12 protein-coding genes and 3 tRNA genes are annotated in these 13,387 nt (G+C 59.2%); 5 read left to right on the top strand and 10 right to left on the bottom strand.

Going from position 1 to position 13,387, the window contains the following annotated elements:
- Positions 1–222: 222 nt before the first annotated feature.
- The 5 genes from ACP8IT_RS00130 to ACP8IT_RS00110 all read right to left on the bottom strand — a co-directional run bounded on the left by ACP8IT_RS00130 (position 223) and on the right by ACP8IT_RS00110 (position 6,515).
- Entirely contained in the window at positions 223–870 is a 648-nt protein-coding gene (locus ACP8IT_RS00130; protein WP_490290149.1) for a rhomboid family intramembrane serine protease, read from the bottom strand.
- Between the two features lie 97 nt (positions 871–967).
- Complete coding sequence (locus ACP8IT_RS00125; RefSeq protein WP_005280498.1) at positions 968–1,498, bottom strand: peptidylprolyl isomerase; 531 nt, start codon at positions 1,496–1,498, stop codon at positions 968–970.
- A gap of 69 nt (positions 1,499–1,567) precedes the next feature.
- A complete protein-coding gene (locus ACP8IT_RS00120; protein WP_490290148.1) occupies positions 1,568–3,205 on the bottom strand; it encodes a dihydroxyacetone kinase family protein in 1,638 nt (545 codons plus the stop codon).
- Positions 3,206–3,325: 120 nt separating this feature from the next.
- Positions 3,326–5,596, bottom strand: coding sequence for a 5-methyltetrahydropteroyltriglutamate--homocysteine S-methyltransferase (gene metE / locus ACP8IT_RS00115; protein ID WP_490290147.1), 2,271 nt, complete (start codon positions 5,594–5,596; stop codon positions 3,326–3,328).
- Positions 5,583–6,515 (bottom strand): methylenetetrahydrofolate reductase, encoded by a 933-nt coding sequence (locus ACP8IT_RS00110; protein ID WP_039885330.1) that lies wholly within the window; start codon positions 6,513–6,515, stop codon positions 5,583–5,585. The genes metE and ACP8IT_RS00110 overlap by 14 nt, the downstream gene beginning before the upstream one ends.
- Before the next feature lie 286 nt (positions 6,516–6,801).
- Between ACP8IT_RS00110 and ACP8IT_RS00105 the strand changes: the two genes are divergently transcribed.
- From ACP8IT_RS00105 to ACP8IT_RS00095, 3 genes are all read left to right on the top strand, one after another.
- Positions 6,802–7,542 (top strand): hypothetical protein, encoded by a 741-nt coding sequence (locus ACP8IT_RS00105; protein ID WP_023016419.1) that lies wholly within the window; start codon positions 6,802–6,804, stop codon positions 7,540–7,542.
- 119 nt (positions 7,543–7,661) lie between these two features.
- On the top strand, positions 7,662–7,865 hold the full coding sequence (locus ACP8IT_RS00100; RefSeq protein WP_023016418.1) for a hypothetical protein: 204 nt from the start codon (positions 7,662–7,664) through the stop codon (positions 7,863–7,865).
- A gap of 35 nt (positions 7,866–7,900) precedes the next feature.
- A complete protein-coding gene (locus ACP8IT_RS00095) occupies positions 7,901–8,374 on the top strand; it encodes a GNAT family N-acetyltransferase (RefSeq protein WP_023016417.1) in 474 nt (157 codons plus the stop codon).
- Positions 8,375–8,427: 53 nt separating this feature from the next.
- On the opposite strand, the gene ACP8IT_RS00090 is transcribed toward ACP8IT_RS00095, so the two are convergent.
- A tRNA-Ala gene (locus ACP8IT_RS00090) sits at positions 8,428–8,500 on the bottom strand.
- Positions 8,501–8,668: 168 nt separating this feature from the next.
- Here ACP8IT_RS00090 and ACP8IT_RS00085 point away from each other — a divergent pair.
- The gene (locus ACP8IT_RS00085) at positions 8,669–9,571 is read left to right on the top strand and encodes a polysaccharide deacetylase family protein (protein WP_023016416.1); all 903 of its coding nucleotides are present in this window, start codon (positions 8,669–8,671) and stop codon (positions 9,569–9,571) included.
- Positions 9,571–10,122 (top strand): DNA-3-methyladenine glycosylase, encoded by a 552-nt coding sequence (locus tag ACP8IT_RS00080; RefSeq protein ID WP_490290146.1) that lies wholly within the window; start codon positions 9,571–9,573, stop codon positions 10,120–10,122. The genes ACP8IT_RS00085 and ACP8IT_RS00080 overlap by 1 nt, the downstream gene beginning before the upstream one ends.
- Here the strand turns inward: ACP8IT_RS00080 and ACP8IT_RS00075 are convergent.
- The 4 genes from ACP8IT_RS00075 to ACP8IT_RS00060 form a co-directional block, all read right to left on the bottom strand.
- Positions 10,119–10,604 carry a MarR family winged helix-turn-helix transcriptional regulator gene (locus tag ACP8IT_RS00075; RefSeq protein WP_005276035.1) on the bottom strand — a complete coding sequence of 162 codons (486 nt, stop codon included), beginning with the start codon at positions 10,602–10,604 and terminating at the stop codon, positions 10,119–10,121. The two genes, ACP8IT_RS00080 and ACP8IT_RS00075, sit on opposite strands and share 4 nt — an antisense overlap.
- A gap of 90 nt (positions 10,605–10,694) precedes the next feature.
- Entirely contained in the window at positions 10,695–12,836 is a 2,142-nt protein-coding gene (locus ACP8IT_RS00070; RefSeq protein WP_490290145.1) for a copper-translocating P-type ATPase, read from the bottom strand.
- Between the two features lie 230 nt (positions 12,837–13,066).
- Positions 13,067–13,139, bottom strand: a tRNA-Ala gene (locus ACP8IT_RS00065).
- A 9-nt stretch (positions 13,140–13,148) separates the two neighbouring features.
- Positions 13,149–13,225, bottom strand: a tRNA-Ile gene (locus tag ACP8IT_RS00060).
- Positions 13,226–13,387 lie beyond the last annotated feature (162 nt).

The raw sequence follows: 13,387 nt of genomic DNA, 5'->3' as shown, positions 1-13,387 counted from the left end.
ACCTGTGGAATATTTATTTCACAGACTTATCCCCACCCTGTGGATAAGTGTTTTCACGGGCTTCCACAGGTGATTTTTCGGCCGCCGATACCGCTATAACCTGTGTGATCAGGGAAAACTCCGGAAAAGCGTTCGGTAAATTACAAGAATGTGGTTATCCACAATGTGGATAACTATTGTGGATTTCTTTCGCACACCCATTCCGGTGATCAAATTCCACAGTTATCCCCAAACCCCAGCTCGCAGGGCCAATAACACAATGATGACCGCACCGGTAAGAGCGACACCCGCCCAGCGCACGGATTTATTTCGATGAAAGAGGAAGAAGCTCAAGACAATGCCGGTGCACAACCCACCCAGGTGGCCCCACAGGGAGACTCCCTCTGCGACGAAGGTATAGCCCACATTGACCAATACGAGGACGATGGGCGCGCGCAAGTCCATCCCGCGTTGCCGGAAGACGCCCACCAGCATGCCCATCAGCGCAAAGATCGCCCCGGAGGCGCCTACCGTGGGCGTGCCAAAATCGAACCACAGCACCATGGCGGAAGCACCCAAACAAGAAACCAGATACGCGGCAATGTATAACCCGGTATCGAGGCCGCGCTCTACTTCCCTACCAATGAGCAGGAGCATCACCATATTGACCGCGAGATGCCCGCCGTCCAAGTGCATGAATTCCGAGGACAGCGCCGTTAGCGGCGCATCGGCGTACTGCGGCCCCCACAAGGCCCAGTCTTGGCTCAGCGTGGAGAGAAAGAAGGTCTCGCCCAATGTGCGAGCTTGTGCCGCGGTAATTGACCACGCGATGATGCAGATCGCGGCAATGGCCGAAGTAACAGGGGCGGTTCGCAAATAATTTTTCACCATGGCGTAGAAGCTGACCCTTTGTTGGCATTCGGATAAAACTAAACGAACCCGGCACCACAGCAAGGTGTGTGGTGCCGGGCGCGGTACGAGAAAACGCTTAGGCGATATCGATGGACTCGATGACAACGTCCTCGTGCGGACGGTCCATGCGGTCGGTGTCGACCTTGCCAATCTTGGAAACGACTTCCTGGGAAGCTGGGTCCGTAACCTCACCGAAGATGGTGTGGTGGTTGTTCAGGTGCGGGGTCGGCGCCACGGTGATGAAGAACTGGGAACCGTTGGTGCCTGGGCCAGCATTTGCCATGGCCAGCAGGAATGGGCGGTCGAACTGCAGCTCTGGGTGGAACTCGTCCTGGAACTGGTAACCCGGGCCACCGCGGCCGGTGCCGGTGGGGTCGCCGCCCTGGATCATGAAGTTATCGATGATGCGGTGGAAGATGGCGCCATCGTAGAACGGGCCGGACTGCTCGCCCTTTGCGTTCTGGGTGGAGTAGTCCTTTTCGCCCTTGGCCAAACCGATGAAGTTTTCAACGGTTACCGGTGCGTGGTTACCGAAGAGATCGATAACAATATCGCCGTAGTTGGTATGCATCGTTGCAGTTGCGGTCTTCTGAGTCATGCCAGCCATTGTAAAGAATTTACTTCCTCTCCGCTGTGCAAGACATAACGCTCTCAGCGATCGCGCTATCGTTCTCCCCTACTCAGCTGACAGGGCTTGTCCCCCAAATAGCCAGCTAACCACGAGGGCACCGGGATCTATGACTCCCTTGCTGCGATCGCCCAGATAGGACGCGCGCCCCTTCTTGGCGGCGATCTTTCCGGTTTCTTCCACACCCTCCCGCGCGGCCTCGTACAGGGCCTGGAGCGTTTGCTCGTCTGGGCGCTCCGCACCGATTTCTTGCGCCTTCTCCGCGGCCGGAATGAGCGCATCCAGCATGGTGCAATCACCGCGCTGCGCGCCGCCCAGTTCTTGAATGAACTCCGCCGCGCTGCTCAAACCTTCCGCTAAGGTCTCCGCACGAGCCATGTCGTTGAAGAAGCTGCCGAAGACCGCGCCCGAGGTTCCGCCCGCAAGAACGAGGAAGCGCTTGGCCAGGCCGGTGAAAATCTCATCATCCGAGCCGCGCAGCGGCAGTTTAATGCTTTCCAGCGCCGCCTCCATATTGGTACCGAAGTCTCCATCGCCGGCCTTGCGGTCGAGCTCGGTCAGCTCCTCGATGGAAGATTGCACCCGGTCAACGAAGTCACTCAACCACTGGTTCTCTTCGCCTTCGGTGGGCAGTTCATCTTCAAAGGTAGTCCGCGCCGATTCCACCTGCTTTGTACCGCCCAAGGTATGCGGCCAGGCGGGGGCTTGGGTTGGGGCATCGATAAGCTCGAGCAGCTCGTCGTCCGCCTTGAGCAGCGTGATGGATACGCCGTGCATATTGACCGCGGTGACGAAGTTGCCCACCATGGAGCGCACTACCGTAATCCCCTTCTCCGCTAGCTGCGCGGAAGCCTCGCCAAAGACCAGGCTCAGCTCCAAAGGCGTGGTGCCGCCCAAGCCATTGACTAGGCACACCACCTCGTCGCCGCTGCTGATGTCGAGGGCAGCACCCAGCTTTTCCAGCACGGTGGCCACGATGGCATGGGCATTATCAACCTTCTCCGTGTGCGTGCCAGGCTCGCCATGGATCCCCACGCCGACTTCCATGTGCCCGTCATCCAGATCAAAGGTCTCGCGCCCCGTGGTGGGCAAAAAGCCGGATCCCAGTGCCACGGACATGCTGCGGGATTGATCGGCGGTCCGTTTCGCAAGCTCGGTGACCTTATCCAAGTCATCGCCGCGGTACGCCGCGGCACCGGCCGCCTTTTCCACCAGGATCGTGGCACCCGTACCGCGCCGGCCAGGGCCCTCGCCGGTGCCTTCGGTAGCAATATCATCGGCAACCAAGACGGAACGAGTATCTACGGCCTCTGCAGCATTGCGCGCCACGGTGAAGTTCATGACATCGCCGGTGTAATTCTTCACAATGTGCAGCACTCCCCTGCCCTGATCGGCCCACTGCGTGGCTTCGCTGACCTGAACCGCATTCGGGGAGGTAAACAGCAGGCCCGGGCAGGCAGCGGCGAGCATGCCTTGCCCAATGAAGCCGGCGTGCATGGGCTCGTGGCCGGATCCGCCACCGGAGATGACCGCGACCGCCGGTTTATCATCGGCTGTGCGCAGCGGGGTGCTGCGCCCAATAAAACCCGCGTCGTGCCAGGTGGCATCGGGATGCTGGGCGATGAACCCGGCCAGGGAGTCAGAAAGAAAGGATTCTTGGCTATTGCGAAATGCTGAATGCTTCATAGCGCCCACGGTAATCCGGTTCCGGCCATAGCGTCGCGGGTGGGTACAAGATCACGAAAACGCTATGCAGACCGGCTGCATAGCGTTTTCTTTAAGAACCTAGAATTTCTCAGGTTCTATTTAGAGGGCGTTGCGCACCACATCGCGGGCTTCCACCATGTTGCGCAGGGAGGTTTCGGTCTCCTCGTAACCGCGGGTCTTCAATCCGCAGTCCGGGTTAACCCACAGGCGATCCAGCGGAACGTTCTTGAGTGCGGCGCGGATAAGCTCTGCCATTTCCTCCACGGAAGGCACGCGTGGGGAGTGGATATCGTAGATGCCAGGTCCAATCTCAGAGTGGAAGGTGTCATCGATATCCTCCAGCAGCTCCATGCGGGAGCGCGCTGCCTCGATGGAGGTGACGTCTGCATCGAGGCCGGCGACGGCGTCGATGATCTGGCCAAACTCCGAGTAGCACAGGTGGGTGTGTACCTGTGTGGTGGGCTTGGCCTCGAGGGCTACCAAGCGGAAGGAGCGCACTGCCCAGTCCAGGTAGGCCTTGCGATCCTGCTCGCGCAGCGGCAGCAGCTCGCGCAGGGCTGGCTCATCGATCTGGATGATGTCGATGCCGGCTTCCTCCAGGTCACGAACCTCATCTGCCAAGGCCACGCCCAGCTGGTCCGCGGATACGGACTGGTGCACGTCATCGCGGACGAAGGACCACGCCAGGATGGTGACCGGGCCGGTCAGCATGCCCTTGACGTGCTTTTCCGATAGCGACTGTGCAAACTTCGACAACTCGGTGGTCATAGCAGCCGGGCGGGAGATGTCACCCACCACGATCGGCGGACGGGTGCAGCGGGAACCGTAGGACTGTACCCAGCCGTTCTCGGTGGTAACGAAGCCATCGAGCAGCTCCGCGAAGTACTGCACCATGTCATTGCGCTCTGGCTCGCCGTGGACCAGGACGTCCAGGCCGAGGCGCTCCTGCAGCTCGATGACGGACTTAACCTCGTCCTTGAGGGCGGAGTTGTAGTCAGCATCAGAAAGCTCGCCCTTGCGGTGCGCGGCACGCGCCTGGCGGATTTCCTTGGTCTGCGGGAAGGAACCGATGGTGGTGGTCGGAAGCTCCGACAGGCCGAGCTCCTTCTGTGCTTCCTTGCGCTCGTTGAAGGCCGGCTCGCGCTTGACCTCGCCTTCCGGCAGCTGAGAGATGCGCTCTTGCACGGCGGCGTTGTTGATGCGCTCGGACTCGGCGCGGGTGCGCACGGCGCGGTCGCTGACGCTGTAGGCCTCTTCGGCTGCCTCTGGGCCCTGTACCAGGGCGACGACTTCCTTGACCTTTTCATTGGCAAACGAGAACCATGGGGCGACATCGGCAGGCAGCTTGGATTCTGCCTCGACGGAGTGCGGCACGTGCTGCAAGGACACGGAGGTGGATACGGACAGTTCATCGATGCTGCCGGCCAGGTCCTCGTACTTGGAGCGCAGGTCGCGCAGGTTGGCGGCCCAAACATTGCGGCCATCGACAAGCCCAGCGACGACGTGTGTGTTCAGGTTCTTGACGCGCTCGAGGTAGCCCTCATCCAGGGCCAAGGTGCCGACGGAAAGGTCAACCTGAACGGCCTCTGGCTTGAGCTCTGCGATGACATCGAGGCCCTTGCGGGCAGAGCCGTACGGGGTGGTCAGGTAGACCTGTGGGCGCTCTTTTGCACCCAGGATGGCGGAGTATGCCTGCTTGGTATATGCAGCCAAGTCCTCATCGCTGGCGTTGGTCAGGTCTGCAACGAGGGCAGGCTCTGCCAACTGGATCCACTCCACGCCGGCCTTGTGCAGCTCCGCCAGAACCTCCTGGTAAGCGGCAACGGCATCATCTAGGCGCTCGAGCGGGGCCTTGGCAGCACCCTCAGCCTGCTTGGATAGGGCCAACAGGGTGACCGGGCCAACGAGGTACGGGCGCACGGTGTGGCCTGCTTCGCGGGCTTCTTCTACCAGCTTGATAATGCGCTGTGGGTACGCCTTAAAGGCGTGGTCATCGGCAATTTCCGGCACGATGTAGTGGTAGTTGGTGTCGAACCACTTGGTCATCTCCAGCGGCGCGGTGTCCTTATTACCGCGGGCCAGGGTGAACTCATCATCCAGGGTTTCACCGGCAACGGCACCGACGGTCAGTGCGGTTTCGAGAACCTGGTCGTAGTAAGCGACGTCTGCCGGGATGGCGTAGTCCTCGGTCAGGCCGAGGTCGCGCAGGCGGTTATAGGTATCCAGGCGCAGAGAGTGTGCGGCGGACTCGAAGGTCTCCGCATCGATGCGGCCGGCCCAGTAGGACTCGAGCGCGCGCTTCAACTCGCGGTTGGCGCCAATGCGGGGATAGCCCTCAATTGTCGCCTTGGGGAAATTAGCGTTGGTCATTGTCTACTCCGATTCGGGTTAGTAGGTCGTGAGTATTGTCGGGATTGTTGTGGGTATATATATGGAGCCCGCTCGCCCCACCAGCCACGATGTCGCGGGCTAGTTCGGCGGTCAGTTCCATGCCGGTTTCGTATTCTTCTTCTGGGGTTGTCGCTGCCGCGAGCGCCGACCGCACCCTTTCGGGCACGGCGAGCCCGGACAGCTCTCCCATTCGCTCCACCCGGCGCAGGCTGGTCATGGGCATGATTCCCGGAATAAGGGGAATATGCACCCCGGCCAGTTGGGCCTTTTTGGTAAAGCGCAGGTAATCCTGGGCGTCGAAGAATAGTTGGGTAATGGCGAAGTCCGCGCCGAGGCGTTGCTTTTTGAGCAAGACGTCAAAATCTTCATCTTCGTTTTTAGATTCAACGTGCCCGCTGGGATAGCACGCGACTCCGACGGCCAGGCGGCCAGCGGCAAACCGCGCGGCTTGCTGCCTTTCTAGTTGCCGGATGAGGCTTATCAATTCATCGGCATGCTGCGGATAGTGCTCCGGCAAACCTTCCTCTGGCAGGTCCCCGCGCAGGGCCAGCAGGCCGCGGACACCGGCATCGACCAAGCGGTTGGTCCAGCCGATAAGTTCCGTGCGCGAACCAGCCGTGCAGGCCAGGTGCGCAAGCGGACGCATCGAGGTGGTGCGCGAAATCCGCTCGATAAAGGCCGTCGTCCCTTCGAGCCAACCGGACCGTTTGGAACTTGTCACCGCAATATAATCCGGGTGGTAGCTTTCCAAGGTTTCCAGCAAACGGTCGATTTTGGCTTCATCGGCATCATGGCGCGGCGGAATTACCTCGAAAGATAGCGCCAAACGCTCCGGCACCATTAGCTCTTCTTCACTCATGGAATCCAATGGTGCTGACGCCGAAAATCGCGGGCTCATAGTCACCTCCTTTTCCCGATCTCAATTGCTGTCTGGAGGAAAACGTACCAAGCTGTTCAGTTTGCGGGGTAGCACGCCGCTAATGGTATTACCTTTGCAGGCCCATAAACAGCGCGGTTGGCCAAAATCGACGTGAATATTAATCCACCAATCTGAACCAAGCGGTCTATTTTATGGGTGATTCCACCCCCTGAATCACCCGCCAAAACAGTGGTGGGGTGCCAGGCTGGCCACTATGCTGGATGGGAAAGGACAGATAAATCTCATCTAAGGAGCACCTGCACTCATGAACCCCACCGCAGTGAATATGGCGTTGAAGACCGGTTCCAACCTGTGGAAGCAATTGCGCGATTACCGGCAAGAAAAGTCCCGCGAAACGTATACCGCGCTCGAAGAGGCTGCCCAGCAGATGCAAAAGGAAGACAATAGCGCCTTCGATGAGGCCCGCAAGCAGGCAGGCGCCGTAACCCAGGCCGCGCATTCCCGCCTCGAGCGCGCCCTAGAGGAATTCAATAACTACCGCGAAGATGCCGTCGAGCGTTTCGATGAGGCCAAGAAGGAAGCCACCAAGAAGGCAAAGAAGGCCCGCAAGCAAACCAAGAAGAAGGCCACCAAGGCTGCAAAGAAGCAGACCAAGAAGGACAAGAAGTCTTCCAAGTTCTGGACCGTTGCCGGAATCGTTGCCCTGCTCGCCGCGGCAACCGGTGCAATTTACGCTTGGCTGCGCTCCAATGACAAGCCTTCCCAGACCCCACCGCGCGTGGATGACTACCGCGGTGGCACCCAAAACACCGCCCCAGATTCCACCTTGGTCTACACCTCCACCAGCGAAGCTAAGCACGAAGCCGATTCGGACCTCGCCGAAGAGGGCGCTGTGCGCGATGAGGAGCTCTTGGGGTCCATCGATGAGCAGCTGGCTAAGCACCGCGAGGAAGAAGAGGCCGCCGCGGAGGAAGCGGATACCACCCGCATCACCGATGATCACCAGAGTGAAGGCAAGCACCGCCTGCAATCTGACGAGCAGTAGTTCCTTTCGCACCCCCGCGGCGGGGGTGCAGTAGGCGTTGCCTAGATCTCATTGCTTTGCCTAATCAAAAATCTCCTGCTTGAATTCACCCATTAAGGCTTTCTACAAGGAGATAAACAATGAACTTTGAGTCTCTCACCGTCAAGCTCAAAGACGGTTCAACGTACTATTTCCCCGCAGGCCCAGTAACCGATGATCCCTCCCCGCGCGTGGATAACCTCCGCTTTGCCATCGATAACGGCGCTACCTTCCGCTCCGTTGACGAATCCGGTGAAATGCGCGAGTTCAACGGCGCGGACGTGCATAACTATCACTTGGCTTAACTAGCCCGGCGGATTCTTCATATATCCTGGGGATTATGGAAATTCGCGCGACACAAGAATCCGATCGCACTTATATAGCTCGCCTCAACTTCCTGACCGATACCTTCGGTGATGAACGAGGCGAGCTTTCTTCCGGTTTTGCCGATGATTTTTCCTTTTACGTGGAAAATTGGGAGCCCAACCAGGGAGGTTTCATCGCTTGGGAGGACCTCGTGCCCGCCGGCGGGGTGTGGCTCAGTTGGGGTACCGAGGACAATCACGGTTACGGGTTCGTGGAACCGTCCATCCCAGAATTTGCCATCGCGGTAGAAAGCCGCTTTGCGGGCCAGGGCATTGCCACCGCGCTTATCGATGCCGCCATTTCCCTCGCCCAGACCCTCAAAGCGCCCGGTATTTCCCTGGCCGTCCACCCCGATAATCCGCGTGCGCAGAAGCTTTATGAACGCTTGGGATTCGAGCATGTGGGTGTGTACGCCGAGCATTACATCATGGTCAAGCGCTTTTTATAACCCTATGCATGACTAAAGTCCGGATTCTTTAACCAGAATCCGGACTTTTCCTGTGGAGCATAGGAGAATCGAACTCCTGACCTTCTGCTTGCAAAGCAGATGCTCTACCAATTGAGCTAATGCCCCAGTGGCTTGTACTCTACTACTGCAGCCGCTCATTCCAAAAATGCCGAAGACACCGCGGCACAGTGATTTACTTCTATCACATTTATCACACGCGTTTAATCCATAATTCCCTTCGCAGTGGAGTAGGCTGGCTAATCGTGCCCATCTGTCCTCGTTCCTAGGAAAAGTATGCGTCGACTTCTTACCTCCGCGCTCACCGTACTCGCCACCGCTGCCCTTCCCGCCTGCGCCAATGCGCAATTCCTCGAAGGCACCCCGAAAGTAGCCGGCTCCTCAGAACCCAATATCCAATCCGCGGTTTCTGAGATTCAGACCGATATTCAAAGCCGCATCGACAGCACCCGCGCGCAGGCACAGGATCTTGTTTCCTCGGTAGCGCCGCAAGACGAGCCGCAGAACGAGGCTGCACCCGCACCGGATCCCCAGCCTGGGGCCGCACCGCAACCAGCCCCGCAGCCACAGGGTAACGGCGTAGATTGCCCGAATTGCGTGGCCCTTACCTTTGACGATGGCCCAAGCCCTTATACCAACCAGCTCTTGGATACCTTCAAGGCTAAAAACGCTCACGCCAGCTTCATGGTGCTAGCGGATCACGCCTACCAGTACCCCCAAGCGCTCCAGCGCATGCAGGCAGAAGGTCACACCATTGGCAATCACACCAAGACCCATCGCCAGCTCAACCAGTTAGCTTACGGCGATATTGCCCAAGAAATCGACGCCGGCAATGCGGCGATCCGCAATGCCACCGGGCAGAATCCAAAGTGGCTGCGCCCGCCCTACGGTGCCACCAATGAGACGGTTGACCAGGTAGCCAGGGATAAGGGCTTGTCGCAGGCCCTATGGAACGTGGATACCTTGGACTGGAAGATCCGCGATTCGCAGCACGTCTGCAATGCCGCCGTCCAGGATGCTAACCCAGGCTCCATCGTCTTGATGCACGATATTCATCCGACCACCGTCAATGCGGCCGAGTGCATTATCGACGGCCTGCGCGCCAAGGGCTTGGAACCGGTCAGCCTCGATGAGTTGCTGCGCACCCCGGTAGACGGAAAGCGCTACTACTCCCGTTAATGATTGATTTTTCCCACACAGCTGATGTCGTCGCTCCGCAGCTCCTTGGCTGCGTCATCACGCACGCTGGGGTGAGCATTCGCCTTACGGAGGTCGAGGCCTACTTGGGCACGGACGATGCCGCCGCCCATACCTTTCGTGGGAAAACCCCGCGCAATGCCGCCATGTTCGGCCCACCCGGCCGACTGTACGTGTATGCCTCTTACGGCATCCACCGCAATGTCAATATCGTGTGCGCACCCGAAGGCGTGGGCCAAGGGTGCCTACTGCGCGGCGGTGAGGTGCTATCCGGGATCGATACTGCATTCGCGCGCCGCGGCACCAGCGATTTTCATAACCTAGCCCGCGGCCCCGGGAACCTCGGAAAGGCTCTGGGAGCAACGCTGGAGGATAACCACTTGCCAGTACAGCTTTCTGAGCGCGAGTCTGCACCGGAATGGGTGCGCGGCCCGCGCATTGGCATCTCCAAAAACCAGGATGCAGCCCTGCGGTTTTGGATTCCCTTTGATAAGACCGTCTCCGGCCGCCGCGGCTATCCAAAAAATAATTAATAGCGGCCGCCATAGCGCTCGTCGGCTTCGATGGCTTTGATGATGCGCTCATTAATTTGGGTCATTTGATGGATCTGTGCGCGGGTCAGGTTATCGATAACGGATCGGCGGGCCTGCTTGGCGTGGCCCGGGGCGGTTTCTACTACCTTGTCCCAGCCGCTATCGGTAAGGTGCGCCATCGTCGTCCGCCCATCATTGGGGCAAGGACGCCGCACGACCCAGCCCTGGCGCTCCAAACGGGTAACAACCTGGCTCAGACGGGACAGGGAGCCGTTTGCGGTGATGGCTAGGTCTCGCATGCGCATCTCATGGTTCTCAGCCTCTGATAGCCGTGAGAGCACCGTATATTCAAAGAAGCTTAGCTTGGCATCATCGCGCAGCTGCGCGTCTAGAATATTGGTGAGCCGGACATTCACGCTCATCAGGGACATGAATGCTGCTAGTTCATCCTCTTCCAGCCAAAAGTCGTCCCGCTCGGTCATGAGGATTATTTTAGCAACTGGACTTCAATTCTAAAATAATCCCAAGTATCCGGAGCCCCGTACCAGTTATCCGAGCCTGGACTGATCCGCCTAGTGGCTGGTGGGTGCCAAGCGAGCTGGGTCCAATTCGATCCGGCGCAACAACTGCGCATTGAATGCCACCACGATGGTCGATAGCGACATCAATACCGCACCGGCCGCCGGGGAAAGCACGACACCGATGGGTGCGAGTACGCCTGCAGCCAAGGGCACGGCGATGATGTTGTAGCCAGATGCCCAAATAAGGTTTTGGATCATCTTGCGGTAGCTAGCGCGCGACAAGGTGATCATTGAAAGCACCGACCGCGGGTCATCGCTGGCGAGCACGACCTCGGCGGATTCCATGGCGACATCGGTACCGGCGCCAATGGCGATGCCGACTTCCGCGCGGGCCAAGGCTGGGGCGTCGTTGACGCCATCGCCAACCATGGCCACGGCCAGGCTGCGCTCCTGTAATTCGGTGACCTTGGAGTCCTTGTCCTGCGGCAGGACTTCGGCAAAGACCTCGTCAATACCCAGTTCTTCGCCAACGGCCTCGGCGACCTGCGTGGCATCGCCAGTGATCATCGCAACCTTGACGCCCTGCTCTTGGAGGGCCTGTACGGCCGCGCGGGATTCGGGACGAATCTTGTCTTCGACCGCGAGAGCGCCAATGATCTGACCATCGCGCACGACATGCAGGACACCTGCGCCGCGCTGGGACCACTCTTCAACCTGCGCATCGAACACCCCAGGGGTGGCAAGCTCTAGCTCGCGCAGCATATTCGGTCCACCGACGAGGACCTCTGCCCCATCTACGGTGGCCTGGATTCCCCGGCCGGCGGCAGCACTGAAATCGGTGCTGTGCAGCTGCTCCTGGGATGCTTCCGCGTGGTCTTCGGCTGCCTTGACGATGGCGCGGGCCAACGGGTGTTCACTATCGGCCTCGGCCGCGGCGGCCACTGCTAGCAGCTGCCCCTCGCTGATGTCCTCAACGGTTGCGACACCGGTGACGGCATGAGCGCCTTCGGTCAGGGTACCGGTCTTATCGAAGAGGACGGCGTCGATGGTGCGCATGCGCTCCAACGCCATACGTTCCTTGATGAGGACCCCAGACTGCGCGGCCTGCTCGGTAGAGATCGCAATGACCAGTGGGATAGCCAGACCGAGGGCGTGGGGGCAAGCGATGACGAGCACGGTCACGGTGCGCACCACGGCATCGCTTGGGCTACCGATAATGGCCCAAACCACCGCGGTAATGAGGGCTGCGATTAGCGCAAACCAGAAAAGCAATGCTGCGGCGCGATCGGCGAGGGCTTGGGCACGGGAGGAGGATTCCTGCGCCTCGGCGACCATGCTTTGAATGCCACCCAGGGCCGTATCCCCACCGATGGCCTCTACTTGGACGCGGACGGTGTTGTCGGTGGCTACCGTACCGGCGACCACGCGCTCACCTTTATCGCGGAAGATGGGCCGAGATTCACCGGTGATCATGGATTCATCGAACTCGGCTGAGCCTTCAACAATGGTGCCATCGGCAGGCGCCCGGGCGCCAGCGCGAACCAGTACTATGTCATCCACCGCCAGCTCAGAGACTGGCACGGTGTGGGTCTGCCCATCGATGATCTTCTCGGCTTCGTCAGGCAAAAGTTCTGCTAAGGCGTCCAAAGCGGAGGAGGCCGCGCCGAGGGCGCGCATCTCCAACCAGTGGCCCAGCAGCATAATGACGACCAAGAGGGCCAGCTCCCACCAGAAATCTAGGTCGAATCCTCCAATCCCTAAGGTAGTGACCCATGAGGCGACGAACGCCACGGTAATGGCCATGGCGATGAGCAGCATCATCCCGGGCTGGCGGGATTTCAGTTCCGACCAGCCGCCTTGCAGGAACGGCGTGCCGCCATAGATGAAGATGATGGTGCCAAGCACCGGGGGAATCCAGGCTGAACCATTGAATTCGGGTACGCCGTAGCCGAGCAATTCTGCGACCATGGGGCTGAAGATGACGACCGGCACCGATAGCAGCAGCGACCACCAGAAGCGGCTGCGGAACATCGCCGCGTGATCGCCGTGACCGTGGCCATGCCCGTGCTCGTGACCGTGGTGGTCACCGTGAGAGTGCCCTTCGTGGCCGCCATGATCTGTGTGTTGCGTATGATCCGCTTCCGCGGCCTGGTGAGCACCGGAATGCTCACCGTGTTGGTGGGAAGTACTCATAAAATTCCTTTCTTCTCCTCCCTGCACCGAGAGGAGTCCTAGCGTCGGTGGAACACAGTGATGGTTACTCTCCCCACCATATACCCCGGGGAGGTATATTTACAGGAACGAAAGGGGCCATTTTCGCATGAGAGGCGAAGTGGAGCTGCCGAGAAAGGCTCCCTACCTAATGGCACCGACCTGGACACACGAAAAAGTCCGGCTCCCTTAAGGAAACCGGACTGATGCTGTGGAGCATAGGAGAATCGAACTCCTGACCTTCTGCTTGCAAAGCAGATGCTCTACCAATTGAGCTAATGCCCCATTGTTCCGTGGTGGGCCTAGCTGGAATCGAACCAGCGACCTCATCGTTATCAGCGATGCGCTCTAACCGACTGAGCTATAGGCCCTTTAGCGGAACGAGATGTAACTTTACATACTACCCCGGAAAGAACACAAATCGGCAGCTCAAAGAGGTTTTTAAAGGCGCTCTTCGTTGGCCTAATGAGTACCCTACTTCGCGCTTAAAACCAGAAAATGCCGGCAACCGTAGCTGCCGGCATAGTCTCTCA

Source organism: Corynebacterium sp. LaCa_23 (assembly GCF_058182375.1).
This window is presented reverse-complemented; position numbering and strand designations above follow the sequence as displayed.

What these genes read in the sequence shown, in the direction of transcription:
- ACP8IT_RS00105 (WP_023016419.1), top strand. Translation starts at nt 6,802, where the DNA reads ATGAACCCCACCGCAGTGAATATGGCGTTGAAGACCGGTTCCAACCTG.
- ACP8IT_RS00085 (WP_023016416.1), top strand. Translation starts at nt 8,669, where the DNA reads ATGCGTCGACTTCTTACCTCCGCGCTCACCGTACTCGCCACCGCTGCC.
- ACP8IT_RS00110 (WP_039885330.1), bottom strand. Translation starts at nt 6,515, where the DNA reads ATGAGCCCGCGATTTTCGGCGTCAGCACCATTGGATTCCATGAGTGAA.
- ACP8IT_RS00120 (WP_490290148.1), bottom strand. Translation starts at nt 3,205, where the DNA reads ATGAAGCATTCAGCATTTCGCAATAGCCAAGAATCCTTTCTTTCTGAC.
- metE (WP_490290147.1), bottom strand. Translation starts at nt 5,596, where the DNA reads ATGACCAACGCTAATTTCCCCAAGGCGACAATTGAGGGCTATCCCCGC.
- ACP8IT_RS00100 (WP_023016418.1), top strand. Translation starts at nt 7,662, where the DNA reads ATGAACTTTGAGTCTCTCACCGTCAAGCTCAAAGACGGTTCAACGTAC.
- ACP8IT_RS00075 (WP_005276035.1), bottom strand. Translation starts at nt 10,604, where the DNA reads ATGACCGAGCGGGACGACTTTTGGCTGGAAGAGGATGAACTAGCAGCA.
- ACP8IT_RS00080 (WP_490290146.1), top strand. Translation starts at nt 9,571, where the DNA reads ATGATTGATTTTTCCCACACAGCTGATGTCGTCGCTCCGCAGCTCCTT.
- ACP8IT_RS00130 (WP_490290149.1), bottom strand. Translation starts at nt 870, where the DNA reads ATGGTGAAAAATTATTTGCGAACCGCCCCTGTTACTTCGGCCATTGCC.
- ACP8IT_RS00095 (WP_023016417.1), top strand. Translation starts at nt 7,901, where the DNA reads ATGGAAATTCGCGCGACACAAGAATCCGATCGCACTTATATAGCTCGC.
- ACP8IT_RS00070 (WP_490290145.1), bottom strand. Translation starts at nt 12,836, where the DNA reads ATGAGTACTTCCCACCAACACGGTGAGCATTCCGGTGCTCACCAGGCC.
- ACP8IT_RS00125 (WP_005280498.1), bottom strand. Translation starts at nt 1,498, where the DNA reads ATGGCTGGCATGACTCAGAAGACCGCAACTGCAACGATGCATACCAAC.